Annotated in this window: 22 protein-coding genes; 6 read left to right on the plus strand and 16 right to left on the minus strand. The window is 73.0% G+C overall.

The features are described 5' to 3' along the window. Positions 1-11: 11 nt before the first annotated feature. Together ACIQUC_RS10230 and ACIQUC_RS10235 are read right to left on the minus strand one after the other, a co-directional pair. A complete protein-coding gene (locus ACIQUC_RS10230; protein WP_402266344.1) occupies positions 12-755 on the minus strand; it encodes an SDR family NAD(P)-dependent oxidoreductase in 744 nt (247 codons plus the stop codon). Between the two features lie 45 nt (positions 756-800). Then, positions 801-1,448 (minus strand): SDR family oxidoreductase, encoded by a 648-nt coding sequence (locus tag ACIQUC_RS10235; RefSeq protein ID WP_402266347.1) that lies wholly within the window; start codon positions 1,446-1,448, stop codon positions 801-803. 69 nt (positions 1,449-1,517) lie between these two features. On the opposite strand from ACIQUC_RS10235, the gene ACIQUC_RS10240 reads away from it, so the two are divergent. From ACIQUC_RS10240 to ACIQUC_RS10255, 4 genes are all read left to right on the plus strand, one after another. Next, entirely contained in the window at positions 1,518-2,006 is a 489-nt protein-coding gene (locus ACIQUC_RS10240; RefSeq protein ID WP_402266350.1) for a DUF4126 family protein, read from the plus strand. A gap of 119 nt (positions 2,007-2,125) precedes the next feature. Then, a complete protein-coding gene (locus ACIQUC_RS10245; protein WP_402266353.1) occupies positions 2,126-3,097 on the plus strand; it encodes an NAD-dependent epimerase/dehydratase family protein in 972 nt (323 codons plus the stop codon). Between the two features lie 60 nt (positions 3,098-3,157). Beyond that, complete coding sequence (locus tag ACIQUC_RS10250; protein WP_402266356.1) at positions 3,158-3,541, plus strand: hypothetical protein; 384 nt, start codon at positions 3,158-3,160, stop codon at positions 3,539-3,541. Continuing rightward, the gene (locus ACIQUC_RS10255) at positions 3,538-3,873 is read left to right on the plus strand and encodes a sigma factor-like helix-turn-helix DNA-binding protein (RefSeq protein WP_031261729.1); all 336 of its coding nucleotides are present in this window, start codon (positions 3,538-3,540) and stop codon (positions 3,871-3,873) included. Before ACIQUC_RS10250 ends, ACIQUC_RS10255 begins: the two co-directional genes overlap by 4 nt. Positions 3,874-3,875: 2 nt before the next feature. Here ACIQUC_RS10255 and ACIQUC_RS10260 read toward each other — a convergent pair whose 3' ends face one another. The 4 genes from ACIQUC_RS10260 to ACIQUC_RS10275 form a co-directional block, all read right to left on the minus strand. Next, entirely contained in the window at positions 3,876-5,066 is a 1,191-nt protein-coding gene (locus tag ACIQUC_RS10260; RefSeq protein ID WP_402266359.1) for an MFS transporter, read from the minus strand. Next, on the minus strand, positions 5,063-5,269 hold the full coding sequence (locus tag ACIQUC_RS10265) for a hypothetical protein (protein WP_402266362.1): 207 nt from the start codon (positions 5,267-5,269) through the stop codon (positions 5,063-5,065). Before ACIQUC_RS10265 ends, ACIQUC_RS10260 begins: the two co-directional genes overlap by 4 nt. Then, positions 5,266-6,141, minus strand: a complete 876-nt coding sequence (locus tag ACIQUC_RS10270) for a helix-turn-helix transcriptional regulator (RefSeq protein WP_402266365.1) — start codon at positions 6,139-6,141, stop codon at positions 5,266-5,268. The genes ACIQUC_RS10265 and ACIQUC_RS10270 overlap by 4 nt, the downstream gene beginning before the upstream one ends. A gap of 63 nt (positions 6,142-6,204) precedes the next feature. Next, positions 6,205-7,365, minus strand: coding sequence for a PQQ-dependent sugar dehydrogenase (locus tag ACIQUC_RS10275; protein ID WP_402266368.1), 1,161 nt, complete (start codon positions 7,363-7,365; stop codon positions 6,205-6,207). Positions 7,366-7,535: 170 nt separating this feature from the next. On the opposite strand from ACIQUC_RS10275, the gene ACIQUC_RS10280 reads away from it, so the two are divergent. Then, positions 7,536-8,201 carry an SDR family NAD(P)-dependent oxidoreductase gene (locus tag ACIQUC_RS10280; RefSeq protein WP_402266371.1) on the plus strand — a complete coding sequence of 222 codons (666 nt, stop codon included), beginning with the start codon at positions 7,536-7,538 and terminating at the stop codon, positions 8,199-8,201. Between the two features lie 131 nt (positions 8,202-8,332). On the opposite strand, the gene ACIQUC_RS10285 is transcribed toward ACIQUC_RS10280, so the two are convergent. The 9 genes from ACIQUC_RS10285 to ACIQUC_RS10325 all read right to left on the minus strand — a co-directional run bounded on the left by ACIQUC_RS10285 (position 8,333) and on the right by ACIQUC_RS10325 (position 17,523). Next, positions 8,333-9,127, minus strand: a complete 795-nt coding sequence (locus ACIQUC_RS10285; protein WP_402266374.1) for an SGNH/GDSL hydrolase family protein — start codon at positions 9,125-9,127, stop codon at positions 8,333-8,335. A gap of 131 nt (positions 9,128-9,258) precedes the next feature. Beyond that, positions 9,259-12,087: a hypothetical protein gene (locus tag ACIQUC_RS10290; RefSeq protein ID WP_402266377.1), complete on the minus strand. Its 2,829-nt coding sequence runs from the start codon at positions 12,085-12,087 to the stop codon at positions 9,259-9,261. Beyond that, positions 12,084-12,815, minus strand: a complete 732-nt coding sequence (locus tag ACIQUC_RS10295) for an ABC transporter ATP-binding protein (RefSeq protein ID WP_402266380.1) — start codon at positions 12,813-12,815, stop codon at positions 12,084-12,086. The genes ACIQUC_RS10290 and ACIQUC_RS10295 overlap by 4 nt, the downstream gene beginning before the upstream one ends. After that, the gene (locus ACIQUC_RS10300) at positions 12,812-13,390 is read right to left on the minus strand and encodes a PadR family transcriptional regulator (protein WP_402266383.1); all 579 of its coding nucleotides are present in this window, start codon (positions 13,388-13,390) and stop codon (positions 12,812-12,814) included. The genes ACIQUC_RS10295 and ACIQUC_RS10300 overlap by 4 nt, the downstream gene beginning before the upstream one ends. A 166-nt stretch (positions 13,391-13,556) precedes the next feature. Then, the gene (locus ACIQUC_RS10305) at positions 13,557-14,438 is read right to left on the minus strand and encodes an aldo/keto reductase (RefSeq protein ID WP_402266386.1); all 882 of its coding nucleotides are present in this window, start codon (positions 14,436-14,438) and stop codon (positions 13,557-13,559) included. A 109-nt stretch (positions 14,439-14,547) separates the two neighbouring features. Continuing rightward, the gene (locus tag ACIQUC_RS10310) at positions 14,548-15,129 is read right to left on the minus strand and encodes a YdeI family protein (protein WP_402266389.1); all 582 of its coding nucleotides are present in this window, start codon (positions 15,127-15,129) and stop codon (positions 14,548-14,550) included. Between the two features lie 38 nt (positions 15,130-15,167). Continuing rightward, positions 15,168-16,706: an FAD-binding oxidoreductase gene (locus tag ACIQUC_RS10315; RefSeq protein ID WP_402266392.1), complete on the minus strand. Its 1,539-nt coding sequence runs from the start codon at positions 16,704-16,706 to the stop codon at positions 15,168-15,170. Continuing rightward, a complete protein-coding gene (locus tag ACIQUC_RS10320; protein ID WP_022907020.1) occupies positions 16,703-16,939 on the minus strand; it encodes a hypothetical protein in 237 nt (78 codons plus the stop codon). The genes ACIQUC_RS10315 and ACIQUC_RS10320 overlap by 4 nt, the downstream gene beginning before the upstream one ends. Continuing rightward, the gene (locus ACIQUC_RS10325; protein ID WP_402266396.1) at positions 16,936-17,523 is read right to left on the minus strand and encodes an acyl-CoA thioesterase; all 588 of its coding nucleotides are present in this window, start codon (positions 17,521-17,523) and stop codon (positions 16,936-16,938) included. Before ACIQUC_RS10325 ends, ACIQUC_RS10320 begins: the two co-directional genes overlap by 4 nt. Before the next feature lie 130 nt (positions 17,524-17,653). On the opposite strand from ACIQUC_RS10325, the gene ACIQUC_RS10330 reads away from it, so the two are divergent. Beyond that, positions 17,654-18,640, plus strand: a complete 987-nt coding sequence (locus ACIQUC_RS10330) for an aldo/keto reductase (RefSeq protein WP_402266398.1) — start codon at positions 17,654-17,656, stop codon at positions 18,638-18,640. A gap of 76 nt (positions 18,641-18,716) precedes the next feature. Here ACIQUC_RS10330 and ACIQUC_RS10335 read toward each other — a convergent pair whose 3' ends face one another. Beyond that, on the minus strand, positions 18,717-19,199 hold the full coding sequence (locus ACIQUC_RS10335) for an FBP domain-containing protein (RefSeq protein WP_022907023.1): 483 nt from the start codon (positions 19,197-19,199) through the stop codon (positions 18,717-18,719). Between the last annotated feature and the right edge of the window lie 50 nt (positions 19,200-19,249).

Below are 19,249 nucleotides of genomic sequence, written 5' to 3' on the forward strand. Positions count from 1 at the left end.
CGTCCGGCCCGTCACTCCATCACCATCGCGGACATCCGTGTCATGAGCCCCCGGGGGACGAACCGGTGCGCGCTCGCCAGCACCGCGTTGCGGAGTCCGGACACCACGGTCGGGCCGCCGGCGCGGGAGAACGCCTGCAGACCGACGCGTGCGACCTCGTCCGCCGTCTGTCGGCCGCCCTCGAGGAACGAGCCTCCACCGGCGGCGTCGAAGAAGCCCGTCGCGGTCGGTCCGGGACAGAGGGCGAGCACCCGGACGCCCCGGCCGCGGGTCTCCCACCAGAGCGCTTCGGTGAACGAGAGGACGAACGCCTTCGTCGCGCCGTACAGCGCCATGTGCGGGGTGGGCTGGAACGCCGCGGTCGACGCGACGGTCATGACGCCGCCGACACCGCGGGCGAGCATCCCGGGCAGGAAGGCCCGCGTGAGCCGCACCAGCGCCGTCTCGTTCAGCGCGATCTGCTGGACGATGCCGTCGTCGGGCTGCTCCGCGAAGGTGCCGTGCCACCCGACACCGGCGTTCGCGATCAGGACGTCGACCCGCGTGCCGTCCAGCGCGGAGAGGACCTCGTCGACCCCGGCGGTCGTCGCCAGGTCGGCGGGGAGCACCCGCACCCGGACACCGTGGCGGGCGCGGATCCCCGAGGCGACGGCGTCGAGCTTGTCGGCGGACCGGGCGACCAGGACGAGGTCCGAGCCACCCGCGGCGAGGCCCTCGGCCAGTGACTCGCCGATGCCGCCGCTCGCGCCGGTCACCAGGGCCAGGCGGCCCCGGAACGGTTCGGGGTTCCGCGCCACCGCTCAGCCCGCCGTGCGGAGGAAGTCGGCGATCGGCGTCGACCCGGTGTTGAAGCGGATCGTCTTCCCGACCGTGCCGTCACCCTCGACCGCGTCGGCCACCACGTGCGCCACGTCACCGCGGGGCACCTCGGTCGACGAGCCGTCCCAGTCGACGGAGCCGGTGGGCTCGTCGTCGGTGAGGGTGCTCGGTGCGACGACCGTCCAGCGGAGTCCGGAGTCGCGGAGCACCGCGTCCGCGATCATCTTCGACTGGGCGTACGCGAAGAAGTCGTTGTCCTGCGGGACCCCGTGGTCGAGGAGCGAACCGGACCAGGAGACCATGACGTACCGGTCCACCCCGGCCTTCGCGGCGCCCTGCACGGACAGGATGGCCGCGTCGCGGTCGATCGCCCACGTGCGGTCCGCCGAGCCGCCGCCGGCCCCGGCCGACCAGACCACGGCGTCGTGTCCGTGGATGAGCTCGGCGAAGTCGGTGAGGGTCTGCTGCTGGATGTCGGCGACGTGCGGCTGCCCGCCGTGGGTCCGGATCTCGTCGGCCTGGTCGGGGTCGCGGATGACCGAGGTGACGGTGTGACCGCGATCGGTGAGGATGCGGGTGGCGAGGAGTGCGACCTTGCCGTGGCCGCCGAGGAGGATGACGTTGCTCATGCCGCGGACGCTACTCGCGGCGGCTCAGTGCTCGGGAGTAGCGTCCGGACCGACACGACAGGAGCACCGATGAGCACGAAGCACGAGCAGCACACCCTGGTCCGCACCCTGGCACTGGGCTTCCTCTCCGGCGGCCGCAGCGCCACCCCGCTGGCCGTCATGGCCCTGAACCACGACCGGTCCTCGCTGAAGGGGTCGTGGCAGGACTGGAAGGTCTTCAGCACGCCCCTCGGCCGCGGCGTCCTGGTCGCCTCGGCCATCGGCGAGCTGATCGGGGACAAGCTGCCGCAGGCCCCGAACCGCATCTCCCCCGCCGGCCTCGTCGGGCGCGTGGCGTCCGGCGCGCTCGTCGGTGCCGCGCTCGGCACGACGGGTCGTCGCGACCTGCGCATCGAGGGCGCGATCCTCGGTGGCGTCGGCGCGATCGTCGGCAGCTTCGTCGGCTGGGGTGCCCGGAAGCTGGTCGGTGCGACCACGCACCTGCCGGACCCGGTGGTCGGGCTCGCCGAGGACGCCGCGACCATCGCGGGGTCCGTCAAGGTGATCACCGCCGACTGACGGTCCGGACCGCCTGCGGGACGGGAGGGACGGTGCCAGCCGGCACCGTCCCTCCCGTCCGTCACAGGGGTTCCGTCCGGGCCTGCCACGCCCGGCCGCGTGCGCCTACCGTGACGGGCATGCGCATCGTCGTCATCGGGGCCACCGGCCACATCGGCACCTTCCTCGTCCCCCGTCTCGTCCGTTCCGGTCACGAGGTCGTGACCGTCACCCGCGGGACCAGCACGCCCTACGCCGACTCCCCCGAGTGGCAGCAGGTCGAGCAGGTCACCGCCGACCGCGAGCAGGAGGACCGCGACGGCACCTTCGGCCAACGGATCGCCGCACTCCGTGCCGACGCCGTCGTCGACCTCGTCTGCTTCACGATGTCATCCGCCGAAGCCCTCGTCTCGGCCCTCCGCGGGACCGGCACCCACCTCGTGCACTGCGGGTCGATCTGGCGCGCCGGTGTGTCGCACGTCCTGCCGATCACCGAGGAGAACGGGACCGAGCCCTTCGGCGACTACGGCGTGCAGAAGGACGCGATCGCCCGGATGCTCGGGCGTGAAACTGCCGACGGGGGTTTGGCAACCACCTCGTTGCACCCCGGCCACATCAGCGGTCCGGGGTGGTTGCCGATCGGTCCGCTCGGCAACCTCGACCCGACGGTGTGGACGAAGCTGTCCGCCGGCGAGCCCGTCGAGGTCCCAGGCCTCGGTGCCGAGGCGATGGCGCACGTGCACGCCGACGACGTCGCCCAGGCCTTCCAGCTGGCCGTCGAGCACCGCGACGAGGCGGCCGGTGAGGACTTCTTCGTCACGGCGTCGACGGCGTTGACCGCCCGTGGGTACGCACACCTCGTCGCCTCGTGGTTCGGCCAGGAGGCGCGGCTCGAGTCCGTCTCGTGGGACCGGTTCCGCGAGACCACGGACCCGGAGCACGCGGGCGCCAGTTGGGAGCACCTGTCGCGCAGCCAGGTGTTCAGCACCGAGAAGGCCCGGCGGCTGCTCGGCTACGAACCGGCGTACACGGCCGAGGCGACGGTGCTCGACGCGTTCCGGTGGCTGGTGGAGCACGACCGGGTCGATCTCGCGTGCCCCCTCGCGATCTGAGGTTGTGCTTGCGCGTGTGATCAGTTGCGGCTAATATCAGTCGTGGCTAATGTGCGGTGCATGCAGATCGACTGGCCTCGAGAGTTCAACGCGCAGCTCGACCGGCTCGACGCCGACACCACCGAACGGGGTCGGCGGCGGCTCGAGTTGCTCACGTTCATGCTCAAGCGGCTGCGGGACCTGGATGCAGCGCCGACGGAGGACACCGCTGTGATCAAGCGAGTCCGACAGTCGAGGGAACACGTCGTCTGGCGGGTATCGCACCCGTACGTCCAGGGGATCGCGCTCCGGTTGATCTGCTGGTTCCCGCCGGGTACGGACCGTGTCGTCGTCGCGCTGTTCTCCGGTGACAAGGCCGCGATGGGTGACGTGTTCTACGAAACGGTCGGCGTCCGTGCCGACCGACTGATCGACCGGTGGGTCGACGAGACGAAGGAAGCATGATGGGCGAGAAGGACTTCGTGCACGGCAACGACCGCCTCGAGCGGATGCTCGAGCGGCCTGGCATGGCCGACGCCGTGGCGGCGCTCGAGACGGAGGCGGACGAGCTCGACCGGATCCACGCCATGAGCCTCGCGATGGTGCGGGAAGCCGGCAAACGGACCCAGGTCGAGATCGCCCACGAGCTGGGGATCAGCCAGGGAGCGGTGTCCCAGATGGAGCGTCGTGAGGACATGCTGCTGTCCACGCTCCGGAGCTACATCACCGCGGCCGGCGCGGAGAACCCCCGGATCATCGTGACCGTCAACGGACGTGACGTCGAACTCGCGATCTGAGGTCAGGCGCTGGCGGTGACCACGAGCCCGCGGCGGCGGTGGACCGCCCAGACCGTCAGGGCGAACCCGACCAGGACCGCGCCGCCCACGGTGACCGCTGTCCAGCCGCCGGTGTTCCAGAGCACCGAGGCGAGCGCCGAGCCGATCGCGCCGCCGACGAAGTTGCCGGTGACGAAGGCCGTGTTGAGCCGGCTGCGCGCCGCGGGGTCGATCGCGAAGAGCCGCGTCTGGTTGAGGACGTTCGTCGCCTGCACGCCGACGTCCAGCAGGACCACCGCGACGAGGACGACGACGATCGACGTCGACCCGATCCCGGCGACCACGAGCGAGACGAGCACGAGGGCGATCGCCGCCCCGGTCACGGGCACCGAGTGGCCGCGGTCGTGCAACCGACCGACCCGCTGCGCGGCGACCGCCCCGGCGAGCCCGGCCAGGCCCACGAGCCCGATCGCGCTCGTGGAGTACCCGAACGGCTCCGCGCTGAGCAGGAACGTCAGCGCGGTCCAGAACATCGTGAAGACGGCGAACATCGCCGAGCTGATGACGAGGGTCACGCGCACGGCCCGGTGCTCCGCGACGGCACGGAACACCGAGGCGATGAGCGTCGGGTACCGCACTCGGTCCCGTCGGTCGAGCTCGGGGATCGCCCGCCGGAGCAGCACGGCGAACAGCAGGGCAGCGGCGGCGGCGACCACGTAGATCGCGCGCCAGCCGAACGCGTCCGCGACGAGCCCGCTGACCGTGCGGGACACGAGGATGCCGGTGAGGACACCGGAGGCGATCGTGCCCACCACCCGGCCACGCGCGGCGGGATCGGCGAGGTCCCCGGCCAGCGGGATGAGCAGCTGTCCGGCGACGGTGGTGAGGCCCATGAGCGCGAGCGCGATCAGGAGCACGGCGAACGACGGGGCCACGGCGGCGAACAGGAGCGCGATTGCAGACGCCACGAGCACCCCGGGGACCAGACGTCGGCGGTCGAGCACGTCCCCGAGCGGCACCACGAGGAGGATGCCGAGCGCGTAGCCGACCTGGGTGAGCGTGACGAGCAGCCCGGCCACCGCGGCGGACGTCCCGAGCGAGGACGCGATCTCGTCGAGCAGCGGCTGCGCCCAGTAGAGGTTGCCGACGGCGGCACCCCCGGCGACCGCGAACAGCAGGGTGCGGGCGGGCGTCATCCCCGCACGGGTGGTCACGGACGCCGCCGGAAGAGCTCCGCGAGGTGCCATGGCCCCGGTGCGAGTCGGATGGCCGCCTCGGCGCGGATGCGTTCCTCCCGGGCTCGGTCGCGGACGAGTTCCTCGATCTCGCGCTCGGCACGCAGGCGGAACCGGACCCGCTCGACGAACGTCAGCGGCTCCGCGGTGCGGGTGGTCGGGATCGAGTCGGTCTCGCTCATGCGTCCTCCGTCTCCGGGACGGCGGCGACCGTGGTCGCCGCGAGGTTGGCGAGGAGCTGCAGTCGCTCCTCGGACGGGGAGCCGGGCTCGGTGCTGTAGACGACGAGCGTGAGTCCGGCGTCCGCGACGAGCTCCATCGCCTCGTAGGTGAGGTCGAGGTCGCCGACCGTGGGGTGGTGCACCCGCTTCACGCCGGTGCGGTGCCGCATGACGTCGTGCGCGGCCCAGCGCTGCCGGAACGCCGCGCTGCGCGTCGAGAGCTCCCCGACGAGGTCGGTCAGCCCCCGGTCGTACGGGGTCCGGACGGCCTCGGCACGGAGCACCGCCACCATGTCGCCCGCGACGGCGTCCCAGTCGCGCCAGAACTCGCGGCCGCGGGGGTCGAGGAACGCGAAGCGGGCGGCGTTCGGGGTGCCGGACGGCTCGGAGAACAGCGGCGAGTACAGCGCACGGGCGAGGGCGTTGCCGGCGAGGAAGTCCGACCGACCGTTGCGCACCCAGGCCGGGGCGGTGATCGAGTCGAGGACGCGCTGCACGTTCGGCCGCACCGTGGCGCTCGGGGTCCACCGGCGGGTGGTGGCCGAGGCGTTCTGCGCGCGGGCGAGGTCGAACAGGTGCGCGTGCTCGGCGTCGTCGAGACCCAGTGCCCGGGACAGCGACTCGAGGATGCCCTCGGACACCCCGGCGAGGTTGCCGCGTTCGAGCCGGACGTAGTAGTCGACGCTCATGCCCGCGACGAGGGCGAGCTCCTCGCGCCGCAGCCCCCGGACGCGTCGGGCGCCGCCGCCGAAGTCGGGCAGCCCGACCTGCTGCGGCGTCACGCGCGCACGGCGGCTGCGGAGGAAGTCGCGGACTTCGGCCTTCGTGTCCATGTCCTCCACGGTAGGTCCGATCGACGGGTCGGAGCAGGGGCTGCTGGTACCCGTCAGGGCCGGTCAGCTCGTGGCGAGCGGCACCGAGACGATCCGGTCGTCGCCGTCCGTCGGGTCCCCGCGCCCGTCGGTGTTGTTCGTGACGAACCAGAGCGCGCCCTCGGGCCCCTCGAGCACGGTGCGGATCCGCCCGAAGTCCCCGGCGAAGTACTCGGTCGAGGTCGAGGGGTCGTCGGCGGGGACGGCCCGGACGACCTCGCCCTGCAGGTTCGCGATGAACACGGTGTCGTCGATCACCGTCAGGCCGCTCGGCGAGGCGTCGTCGGTCGCCCACTGCTGCACCGGGTCGACGAACCCCTGGTCGGTGCCGCCGGTGCCCTCGACCTCGGGCCAGCCGTAGTCCTTCCCCGGCTCGATCACGTTCAACTCGTCCCAGGTGTCCTGCCCGAACTCGGACGCGAACATCGTGCCGTCGGCCGTCCACCCAATGCCCTGGACGTTCCGGTGGCCGAGGCTCCACACCGGCGAGCCGGGGAACGGGTTGCCGCCGGGCACCTCGCCGTCCGGGGTGAGCCGCAGGATCTTGCCGGCGAGCGAGTCCCTGTCCTGTGTGTCCGAGCCGGTGCCGGCGTCCCCGACGCTCGCGTAGAGCATGCCGTCCGGGCCGAACGCGATCCGGCCGCCGTTGTGGAAGCTGTTCGACGGCAGCCCGTCGATCACCGTCGTGGCGTCACCGAGCGCGAACGACCCGGCGCTCCCGGTCAGCTCGTAGCGCTGGATGCGGTTGCCGTCGTCGCCCGTGGAGTACACGAAGAGGTCGCCCTCGTGCAGCGCGAGCCCGAGCAGGCCGCCCTCGCCACCCTGCCGGACGCCCCGGACCGTGCCGACCTCGCGCGTGCTCCCGGCGTCGGTCAGTTCGAGCACCTTCGCGGAGTCGCGTTCGCTGATCAGCGCGTCGTCGCCCTCGCCGGTGCGGACCACCGACCACGGGGCGTCCAGTCCCGTCACGACGTCGGTCGTCTCGCCGCCCGGCGCGAGCTGGCCGGCGGCGCTCGCCGCGGACGGTGCCGCGCTGGCCGAGGGGCCGCTCGTCGCGGACGCACGGCCCTCGAGGGTGCGGGCGCCGTCGTCCGTGCAGGCGGCGAGGACGAGGGTCGCGGCGGCGACGGTCCCGAGCGCGGCCAGGGTGCGGCGGGTGCGGTGGCGGCGAGCGGTGGTGTGCACGGTGGTCCTCCCGGGTCGTGGGTCGATTGCACTCGTGGCGGTCGGGAAACCCCTGGGTGGCACTGGCACCACCCCCCTCGGGTGCGCGGAGCGGCCTACGGTCGAGGACGTGCAGTGCCGCGCGGCCCGGAACCGGCGGCACACGACCCGACCACCGGAAGGACCACCGCATGACCACCATCGCCATCGTCGGAGCCGGCAAGGGCCTCGGCCTCGCCGTCGCCGAACGCTTCGCACGGGAGGGCTTCTCGATCGCCCTGGTCTCCCGCAACCAGGACCGCCTGGACTCCCTCGCCGCCGAACTCCGCGAGCACGGCCACACCGCCGCCGGGTTCGCCGCGAACGTCCGCGACGGGGACTCGCTGCGCGCCGCCCTCGAGCGTGCGACCGAGCAGCTCGGCCCGATCGAGGTGCTGCAGTACAGCCCCCTGCCCGCCAAGGAGTACATGCGACCGGTGCTCGAGACCACGGCGGAGGACCTCGTCGGCCCGATCGAGTTCTCGGTCTACGGCTCGGTGAACGCCGTCCGCCAGGTCCTGCCCGGCATGCGCGCGATCGGCCACGGCACGATCCTGTTCGTCAACGGCGGGAGCGCGGTGCGCCCCGGCGCGCGGGTGACCGGCACGTCGGTCGCCTTCGCGGGCGAGAGCGCCTACGCGCAGCTGCTGCACGACGCCGTCCGGGACGAGGACGTCCACGTCGGTCAGCTCATCATCCCGTTCGGCATCGACGACGGGCAGCCGGAGCACTCCGGTGCGGCGATCGCGGACCGCCTGTGGGCGATCCACACCGAGCGCGGTGCGTTCCGGACGTACGCCGAGCCGCTGCCCGAGTGACCGACTGACGGACGGGAGCGCGCCCCGCTCAGCGGCAACGCGAAGCGTTGCGCGGGGCGCGCCGACCGAGCCTGCGAGGGAGGAGTGCGGGCGCGACCCGCGCCTCCCGTCCGCCCCCGGTCGCGTCGCGGTCAGCGTGCGGCGCGCGTGATCGCGGTCGCCATCACGCGGGCGACGACGACGTTCGTCGCCGCGTCCCCGTGGATGCCGTCCGCCGAGGCGCCCCGGACCCACGCGCCGTCCGTCTGCCGGAACCGGGCGAACGGGTCGACGTACGACCAGCCGTGGTCCGCCGCGTCCCGCTCCAGCGCCCGGCTGAGCACGAGCTGTCCCGACCGACGGTCGGCGCCCCACTGGCTCCATGTCCAGTCCGACGGTGGCCCGGAGACGACCAGCACGTGCTGCGCGCCGACCTTCCGGACGACGGCGTCCACGTTCGCGATCGTCGTCGCGGTCGGGATCGCCTGGTTCACGTCGTTCGTGCCGAGTTCGACGACGAGGACGTCCGCGTCCGGCACCGGGCCGATCTCGTGGAGGACCTGGTCGGAGCGGTAGCCGCTGTGCGCGTAGCCGCCGACGGCGTGGAACCGGGTGTCCGGCACGAGGTCGTGCAGCCACGAGTCCGGCCGTGCCGTGATCGAGTCGCCCGCGTACGCGAAGGTGGTCGCGCCGGACCGGTCGCCGGTGCCGAGTGCACCGGTGACGGCGTCGCCCGGCGTCGCGGCACGGAGCCGGGTCACGCCGGTGGTCGTGGTGTCCGCGCGTTCGACCGGGGCCGCCGTGACGTGGCTCGTGGACGGAGCGCGCTCGCCCGCGCCGGTGCTCGCCGACACGACGGCCGTGCCGACGACGAGGGACCCGCCGGCGACGAGGCCGGCGGCGGTGACGATGCTCGCGACGAGGGCGAGACGACGGGTGCGGGACACGACATCAGGTATCCCCCGGATCCGCCTGCCGTACCAGTCCCCAGACCTGGGGAACCGCGCTGCTGGCTGTGGGTCTTCGCGGCCGTTCCCAGCCGGCCGCCACCGTCGGGTCCGGGACCCGCCGCGTCCGGTCACGGCGTGCGCCGGAGGGCCACGCGGTGGCGGCGACCCGCGAAGAGCCAGGTCCCCGCGGTCACAAGCACCGGCAGCCCGATCGCGAGGAGTGCGAGCACGGGCCAGTCCGCCACGAACGGCAGGTGCGTGGTGCCCGTCGGCCCGGCCGTGAACCGGAGGGTGAGCGCCCGGATGGGCAGCAGCCCGAGCAGCGTGCCGATCACCGCACCGACGGTCGTCAGGATCGCTGCCTGCCACGCCGACACCCGTCGCCGGAGCACCGGTGCCGCACCGACCGCGTCGAGGACCTCGTCGTCGCGTCGACCGTCCGAGCGGGCCAGCCCGATGGCGACGGCGGTCGCGCCGATCGTCACCGCCGCGGCGAGTGCGAGGACGATCGCCTTGACGATGCCCTGCGCGTCGACCGGACCGGTCTCGTACTGGAAGTACGGGCCGCCCCAGCGCTGTCGGTCCGCACCGCCGAGGCTCTGCCACGCCGAGGTCAGCTCGTCGGACTGCGCGGGGGTGATCGGCTCGGTCTGTTCCGTCACGAGCATGCCGTCCACCGCCGGGACCCGGTACCGCTCGGCGGTCTCCGGGGTCATGAAGACGCCGACCTGGATGCGGGGGGTCTGCACGTCGAGCACGGCGGGGATCGTGGTCGTGGCGTCCGGACGGGTCTCGGCCGTGATCGCGGGGCTGTTCGACGTCTGGTCGCGGAACGCGTCGATCCGGACCTGGCCGTCGTGCGCGTACTCCGGCCACAGGGCGACGGCGCGGCCCGAGGTGAGTGCGTCGCGGACCTCGGCGGACGGACGGTGACCGGTGAGGACGGCGTAGTCGTCGACCGTGCCGGTCCAGATGTGCGGCGCCGAGGTGTCCTGCGACTCCAGGTACCGCGAGCAGGACGTGGTGTCGTTCGTCGGGCAGTCCGTCCGCCCCCAGGAGTGCAGGAGCGAGATCGTCGACGGTCGGTCGCCGGCGATGTCGGGCACGACACCGAGCACGCGGACCCGGTCGTGGTCGAGGACGCCGGAGACGATCGTCGCCGCCTTCGCCGTGACGGAGGCGTCGTACCCGCTGTCGCTGCCGTCCTCGTTCGAGAGCGAGACGTCGGCCGTCGCGACGCCCACGGCGGTGCGGTACTCGTAGTCGCGGACGAACTGGGCGTGCTGCGACGCGCTCCACGTGATCACCACCGAGGCCACGAACACGACGCTCATGACGCTCGCGAGCACCGGCACGGTGCGCACCGGGTTGCGCCGGGCGTCCCGCGCGGCGAGGCGGGCGGAGAGCCCGAGCCGCGTCGCGGTCCTGGACACGAGGGCGAGGAGCCACGGTGACGACATCGCGACCCCGAGCTGCATGAGGCACGGACCGATCGCGACACCGGCGCCGACGATCCAGGCGAGGTGGTCCTGCTGCACCGGGCGGTCGTTGAGCAGGAGCACGCCGGCACCGCACGCCAGGGTCATCACGCTGCCCGCGACGACGAGCACGGGTGCCCAGATCCGTCGGCGGCGTTCGGCGCGCGGGTTCACCGCGGCAGGCCGGAGCGAACCGCGGAGCGCCGCGAGGACGTTCACCCGGGTCGCCGCACGGGCCGCGACGAGCGCCGACACGAGACCCGCGAGGACGGCGGCGGCACCGATCGACAGGACCAGGCCGGCCGGGATGTGCAGCCCCGGCCACGTGCCGACGTTGCCGTTGTCCGCGAGACGGAACGCGAGCACGCCGACACCGGTGCCGAGCGCGACACCGAGGACGGCGCCGGTGAGCCCGAGCACCAGCCCGGACCCGGCCACGATCGACCGGACGAAGCGACGGTCCCCACCGACGCTCGTGACGATGGCGTACGAGCGGGTGTCCGCCCGGGTGCCGACCAGGAACGCGGCGCCGGCGAGCAGGGCGACCTCGAACATCGCGAAGACGCCGAGCAGCGCCATCGCCCCGAGGAACCAGCCGATCGGGCTGCTGACCCCGGCGCCGTGCAACCGCTCGTCCGGCGGGTCGAGCACGACGGGACGCGACTGCACCGTGATGCCGTGCGCGTTGAGTGCGCGGATCTCCGACCACGTCGGGGCGTCCGAGGCCAGGTACACGGTGACGTCGTACGGTGCCGGGCCCGCGTCCGTCGTCGAGGGCGTGGTGGTGCCCCACGGCAGGAAGACGCCCTGGGCGCCCGGGTCGGACGCGGCGTCGCGCATCGTGCCCGTGATCGTGAAGCGCTTCGTCACCGGGTCGGTCAGGTCCACCGTGTCGCCGATCGACGCGCCGAGCCGCTGGAGCGTGGCCGGTGTGACCATGAGTTCGTCGCGGCTGGTCGGTGCCGCACCGTCGAGGACGTGCCAGTGGCCGTCGAGGACCCGTGACCAGACCGAACCCTCGACCGCCTGGATGCCGATGGGGCCCTTCGGACCGGTCAGCACGATCTGCGCCGAGGTGACCGGGATCGACACGGCACCGGCGGGGACGTGGTCGAGGAGGTCGGCGAACCGGGCCTCGCCGTCGGACTCGGCGACCGGGCTGCCCTTCGCCGACTCGGTGTACTGCCACTGGACCGGGTCCTGCCGCATGCCGGGCAGGTCCGGGCCGACGACCTGCATCTGCGCGACCGCGTGCCCGAGGTCGTAGCGCAGTGCCTCGGCCTGGGTGGGCTGGGTGGACTGCACCACGACGGACACCGCGGCGAACCCCGCGGTGGGGATGCCGATGAGCGCGACGATGAGCGCCGCCCGTCCGGCCTTCGCGAACGCCAGCCGTCGACCCAGCCGGAGCGCCGGACGCAGGGCGAACGGGGTGCGGCGGGCCGGGCGGGCGTCGGCACGGCGCCGACGCGCACTCACGACGCGGCTCGGTCCGTGAGCGCCATCTCGACGCCGGAGTACACGGTCTCGTCGACGACCCGTCCGTCGCGGAGGAACACGATCCGGTCCGCCCACGCGGCGTGCCGGGCGTCGTGGGTGACGAGGAGTGCACCGGCCCCGGCGTCCACGTGGCGACGGAGCATGCGGAGCACGACCTCGCCGGTCTGCGAGTCGAGGGCGCCGGTCGGCTCGTCGGCGAGGACGAGTCGACGGTCGCCGACGACCCCTCGAGCGATCGCGACGCGCTGCTGCTGGCCGCCGGACAGGTCGTCCGGGAAGGCGTCGGTCCGGTGCCCGAGCTCGACGTTCTCGAGTGCGAGCTCGGCCGCGCGCCGGGCCCGGCTCGCCTTCCACCCGTCGAGCTCGAGCGGCAGCGCCACGTTCTCGACCGCGGTCAGCGAGGGGATGAGGTTGAAGTCCTGGAACACGAACCCGACGAGTCGACGACGCAGGGCGGCGAGGTCCTTGGCGGGCCGGTCGGACACGAAGGCGCCGTCGATGACGACCTCGCCGCTGGTCGGCGGCAGGAGCGTGCCCGCACAGGCGAGCAGCGTCGACTTGCCGGAGCCCGAGGTGCCCATCACGGCCACCATCTCGCCGCGGGCGATCCGCAGGTCGATGCCGGCGAGGGCGGTGACGGCCTTCGCGCCGGAGCCGTACTGGACGCTCACGGCGTCGAGCTCGAGGAGCGGCGTGGCGGCGTTCACCGGGCGCTCCGCACGGCTGCGTCGGACGGCTCGGCGACGTCGGTCGACCCGGGTGTCGGGGACGGTCGGAACCGGGCGACGCTCGCCTCGACGTGGTCGAGCCAGCGGACGTCGGCCTCGGCCTGGAACAGCATCGACTCGAGCACGAGCGACCAGGCGAGGTCGTCCGCCGGGTCCGAGGAGCGCTTCAGCCGGGTCAGGTCCTGCAGGTTCCGCACGGCGGCGGCGCGCTGGACCTGGACCAGTCGCGGGACGTCGACCCCGGGCACGGTGACGGCGAGGGCGAACTTGATCGCGAGCTCGTCGCGACCGCGCTTCGGCGGGACGGGCTCGCTGAACCAGCGTGCGACCTCCTCGCGACCCGCGTCCGTCGCCGTGTAGACGACGTGTCCGTCGTCGTCGGCGTCGCCGCGGGCCACGAGACCGTCGCGCTCGAGGCGGTCGAGCGTCGTGTAGACCTGGCCGATGTTCAGCGGCCAGCTGCCCCCGGTCCGGTGCTCGAACTCCCCCCGGAGCTGGTACCCGTACCCGGGTCCGGCCACCAGCAGTGCGAGTACGCCCATCCGTACGCTCATGTCGTCTTCCCCCTCGATCCGTCCGCCTTGGACATACCGAGTATGCCCATACTCGGTATGCATGCGCAAGGGGGCGCTCCTGACGGGGCAGCAGACGGACGGGAGGCGCGATGCCAGCTGGCACCGCGCCTCCTGTCCGGTGGGTGGTCGCGTCCGCGACCCGGGGTCAGGACCCCAGCTTCGACAGCTCCTCGAACTCGTCGTCGGTCAGCTCGACGGTCGCGCCCGCGAGGTTGTCCTCGAGGTGGGCGACGCTCGACGTGCCGGGGATGGGGAGCATGACGGGCGAGCGCTTCAGCAGCCAGGCCAGGGCGAGCTGGGCCGGGGTGGCGCCCTTGCGCTCGGCGATCTCGGTCAGCGGCGAGTCGCTGCCGGTGAGACCGCCGGTCGCGAGCGGGAACCACGGGATGAAGCCGATGCCCTGCTCGGTCGACCAGTCGAGGAGCTCCTCGGCGTCGCGCTTCTGCAGGTTGTAGAGGTTCTGGACGGAGACGATCGTCGCGATCTCCTGCGCCGCCTTGACCTCGTCGACCGACACCTCGGACAGGCCGATGTGCCGGATCTTGCCCTCGTCCTGTAGCTTCTTCAGCTCGCCGACCTGGTCCTCGAGCGGGACCTTCGGGTCGATGCGGTGGAGCTGGAACAGGTCGATGCGCTCGAGGCCGAGTCGGCGGAGGCTCATCTCGGCTTCCTGCCGCAGGTACTCCGGGCGGCCGACCGGCGGCCACTCGTTCGGCCCGGTGCGGGTGAGGCCGGCCTTCGTCGCAATGACGATGTCGTCGCCGTAGGGGTGCAGTGCCTCGCGGAGCAGGTCCTCGGCGACGTAGGGGCCGTAGGAGTCGGCGGTGTCGAAGAAGTCGACGCCCAGTTCGACCGCGCGCTTGAGGACGCGGACCGCCTCGTCGTGGTCCTTCGGGGGTCCCCAGACGCCCGGGCCGGTGAGCTGCATGGTGCCGTAGCCGAGGCGGTGGACCTCGAGGTCGCCCCCGATGCGGAAGGTGCCGGAGGCGGCGGCCGGACGGTTCGTGGTGTCGGTGCCAGTGGTCATGCCCCCGGTCTACGCCGCGTTCGTCGCAGCGCGCTGAGTCGGTGTCCCCCGGGATCGGTCGGAACCGGTTCGGCTCGCGGTTGCCGTGGCTCGTGCCGGTGTCGGCGCGTCAGGGCTTCCGTGGGTACGGGGTCTCGCCCCGCTCGAGCCCACCGACCAGCTTCGCGAGCCGGTTCGCCCGGGCCGTCGCACTCGGCGCGGTCGCGATCCGGTGGAGCACGGCGTACCGGTTCGTGGCGTCGAGTCCGGCGAACAGGGCGGCCGCGGCCGGTGCGGCGTCGAGCGCTGCCCGCAGGTCGTCCGGCACCGTGGCCGTCGCGGCACCGGCGTACGCACGGTCCCAGCGGCCGTCGCCCTTGGCACGGTCGACCTCGGCCTGCCCCCGGACGCGCATCCGCCCGTCGGCGACGAGCGTGGCGACGAGCCCGATGTTCCGCTCGGACCAGAGCGACGCCTTCCGCCGCGGGGTGAACCGCTGCCGGAAGGTGGCCGCGTCGCGCCCGCGCTTCTGCCCGTCGATCCACCCGGAGCAGAGGGCCTCGTCGAGCGCCTGGTCGTAGGTCAGCGTCGTCGGCTCGGTCGTGCCCTTCTTCGCGAGGACGAGCCACACGCCGTCGGGTTCGTCCTCGTGCGCGTCGAGCCAGGCACGCCAGGCGGCGGCGTCCGGCAGGACCAGGTCGTCGGCGTCCATGCGGTCATCGTATGGCGGCCCACCGTCGACGGGGCGGTTCACACCCAGTGCGGTTGCGAGAGCACCCCGTCCGGGTCCGCCTGCTCGGCGATGCGGTGCAGGCGCGAGGTGTTGTCGCCGAAGTACGCCGAGGGGTCCGTGATGGCCGCGTCGCAGTAGTTCGCGTAGGCGGCGTCGCCCCATGCCGGCCGCATCGCCTTCCGGAAGCCCCGGACGTAGGCGTCGAAGGGCGCCGGGTCCGATCCGTCGGCGAAGACCGCGGTGTACTGCACGGTCATGAGCGCGGACCGCCACGGGAAGGCTGAGTCCGTCCGGCCGATGTCGGCCACGACGCCGCCGAGGGCATCGAGGGAGACACCGCCCTCGAGGTTCCCCGGCACGTCGCCGGCCGCGTCCGCCCGGGCGACGAGCACGTCGATCTGCGCGTCGGTCAGCTTGACCGACCCGATCGAGGAGGTCGCCGCCTCGGACACCCGCTGCGGCTTGCCGGCCAGCGCGGCCATCGCGGACCCGTACGTGTGCTGCGTTGCGGTGTGGGCCAGCGGTTTCGCCCCGGTGGCGGCGATGAAACCGTCCACGGAGGTGTCGGCACCGGTCTTCGAACCCGTCCACACACCGGTCACGGTGACGGTCGGCGCGGTGTGGCGGGTGCCGTTCAGCAGCTTGAGCGTCGACCACAGCTGCGGGTCGGCGGTGGGCGCCCAGTCCTGCCAGGCGCGCACGACCGCCGCCGCGGCGGACCACGCGAAGGTGATGGTGAAGAGCAGGACGGGAGGCGCGGCCTGGGTCCGGTAGGTCAGTGCGGTCACGACGCCGACGGTCCCGCCGCCCCCACCGCGGCAGGCCCAGAAGAGGTCCGGTTCGGCCGAGGTCGAGACGTCGTGCACGACGCCGTCCGGGGTGACGAGCGTGACGCCGGTGAGCTGGTCACAGGTCAGACCGAAGGAGCGGACGAGCACGCCGACCCCGCCGCCCAGGGTGAGCCCGCCGATGCCGACGGTCGGGCAGGAGCCGGCGCCGATGGCCCGACCGGCCGTCGCGAGTGTGGCGTAGACGTCCCCGAGCTGCGCGCCGGGGCCGATCGTCACGGTGTCGTCGTCGTGCAGTTCGATGCCGTCGAGGTCCTGCGTGCTGATGACGAGCGACCGTGGGACGTCGGTGCCGGGTGCGCCGCCGGCCGACCACCCCGTGTACGAGTGCCCGCCGGCGCGGAGCGCGACCGGGGTGTGCGTGTTCCGGGCGAAGGCCAGCCCGGCCTGCACGTCGGCGACCCCGGCTGCGCGCAGGATGCCCTGCGGATCGGCGTCGTCGTAGCGTGGGTTCTCGACCAGGCGAGCAGTGTTCCACCCGTCCGACCCGGAGCGCAGCAGCCGTCCGGAGACCGCGGCGGCGAGGGCGTCCCACGAGTCGGGGCCGCCCGGTGTCGGTGACGCGGTCGGGGTCCTCGGGGGTCCGGGTGTGCCCGTGGCCGACGGGGACGGGGACGGTGCCGGTCGGCTGCACGCGGCGAGCACCCCGACGATCCCGAGTCCGACTCCCCCGGCGAGCACCGTCCGCCTGGTGGCGGGCCGGGTCACGGGCCGGAGACCCCGCCGCCGGCGCCGGAGACGCCCGGGTGCGCGGACTTCGACAGTCCCTCGGTCACCGAGTGCGCGGCATCGGCGTCCGCTCTCGCCTGCGCCCCGAGCCGCGGGTCGGCCGGTCCGAGGTGCGCGAGGCGCTTCGCGCGTCGGTGGTTCTGCACCTCGAGCACGGTGATGACGGCGGCGATCAGCACCGCGATGCCGATCACGATCCACACGATGGTCATGACGTCCCCTCTCGTCCCGGGGCATCCGTCCCCCTGCCCGCGAGCGTACCCGAGCTGCTGATCCGGGTGGCACCGGCCCAGTCGTGCACCCACTCCGGCACCGACAGGTCCCGGTCGGTGGCCCCCGCGGCGTCCAGCAGCTCCGCCGGGGACACCGTCCCACCGGCCCGCAGCAGGAACCGCGCCTGCACCACGGCTCGTGCCACCACGGTGCCGCGCCGGACGAACGTCTGCTCCAGGTAGGCCGCGCGGTCGTCCATCCCGAGCACCCGGGTCACGAGCTCGAACCGCTGTCCGAGCGTCAGAGACCGCTTGTACGTGATCGTCTGCGCGGAGACCACGGGGTACCAGCCGCGCTCGGCGATCGCACCCCAGAACCCGGAGCGCAGCATGAGGTCGAGTCGCCCGAGGTCGAGCATCGACAGGTACTTCCCGTTGTTCACATGGCGCAGCGGGTCGAGGTCGGTCAGGGTCACCCGGAACGGCGTGCGGACCTCGTCCCAGAGCGTCGGTCGACGTCCACCGACCGCGGGGCGGAGCCGGACGCGCAACCGGAGCAGGAACAGCCGGAAGTACAGGTTCACGCTCCGATCACACCAGGGTCGGGTCGGGAACGCGCGGAACCTTGGAGGAACCGCACGAACGGGCATTCCTGGCTGACGGGTCCGGTCAGTGCCTCCCTCCAACCGAGGGACGCGGAGTAGACCTGCACCCATGCAGACACGCACGCTCCGAGACCTCGAGGTCGGCCCCGTCGGCCTCGGCACCATGGGCATGAGCGCCTTCTACACGGGCGCCGGCACCGACGACGACGAGTCGATCCGCACGATCCACCGCGCGATCGACCTCGGCGTCACCCTGTTCGACACCGCCGAGGCCTACGGCCCGTACACGAACGAGGACCTGCTCCGCCGGGCCCTCGGGGACCGTCGGGACGACGTCGTCATCGCGACGAAGTTCGGCCTGATCACCCACACCCCCGGCGAGACCGAGCCGAGCACCCAGCGCGGGATCTCGAGTGCGCCCGAGTCGGTGCGCGAGGCGCTCGAGGGCTCCCTGCGACGGCTCGGCACCGACCACATCGACCTGTACTACCAGCACCGCGTCGACCCCGCCGTCCCGATCGAGGACGTGATCGGGCAGCTCGCCGGCTTCGTCGAGGAGGGCAAGATCCGGCACATCGGGCTCTCCGAGGCGAGCGCCGCGACGATCCGGAAGGCCCATGCCGTCCACCCGATCACGGCCCTGCAGAGCGAGTACTCGCTGTGGACCCGGGACCCGGAGGGCGAGGTGCTCGACACCCTCCGTGAGCTCGGCATCGGTCTGGTGCCGTACTCGCCGCTCGGCCGCGGGTTCCTGACCGGCGCGATCACGAAGCCGTCCGACCTCGACTCGGACGACTTCCGCCGTGCGAACCCGCGGTTCGCCGAGGCAGCGTTCGCCGAGAACATGCGGATCGTCGACGCCGTCAAGGACATCGCGTCCGAGGCGGGCGGCACCCCGGCGCAGGTGGCCCTGGCCTGGCTGCTCGCGCAGGGTGACGACGTCGTGCCGATCCCCGGCACGAAGCGGGTCACGCGGCTCGAGGAGAACGTCGGCGCCACCGACCTCACCCTCACCGCCGACCAGGTCGCGCGCCTGTCGGCGCTGCCGGTCCCCACGGGCGACCGCTACCCGGACATGTCGTCCATCGGTCGCTGACCGCACGACCCGACGGCCTGGAGGCGCGGTGCCGGCCCGCACCGCGCCTCCGGGCCGTCTGTTGGTCGCGCCGGTCCTAGACCTCCGCGGCGAACGACGCCGCGCGCAGCTGCAGGTCCTCGATCCGCTGCCGGCGGGCGGCCTCGACGTCGAACCCCTCGTACGCCAGGGGCGGCGTCCGCCGCACGTTCCGGGAGCACTGGAAGTCCTGGCAGACGAGCGTGCCGACGGTGTTGCCGTTGCGCCCAGCCGGCCCGGACCGTTTCGCGCTGTAGAACACGACGTCGTTCGGCAGCTTGACGTCCTGGCACCACGAGCACTGGGCCCGGGCGCGGGGCGACGCCTCGGCCTGCCGGAACAGGATGCCGACGAGTTCGCCCTCGAGCGTCGGCACGACGGCGTACGCGCGGCGCGCGAGCTTCGGGTCGCGCCAGCCGAGGTAGTCGAGCGCGTCCCAGTCGAGGGTGTCGAGGTCCCCGGGCAGGGTGAGGTCGCCGGTCTCCTTGCGGGAGGCGTTGACGAAGGACGTGCGGATGGTCTTCTCGCTGATGGGCAGCATGGTGGTTCGCTCTCGACAGGGCCCGGGGCACGCGGACGCGCGCCGCACCG

It is taken from the genome of Curtobacterium sp. NPDC098951 (assembly GCF_044759965.1).
In the GTDB taxonomy this organism is placed as follows: Bacteria; Actinomycetota; Actinomycetes; order Actinomycetales; family Microbacteriaceae; genus Curtobacterium.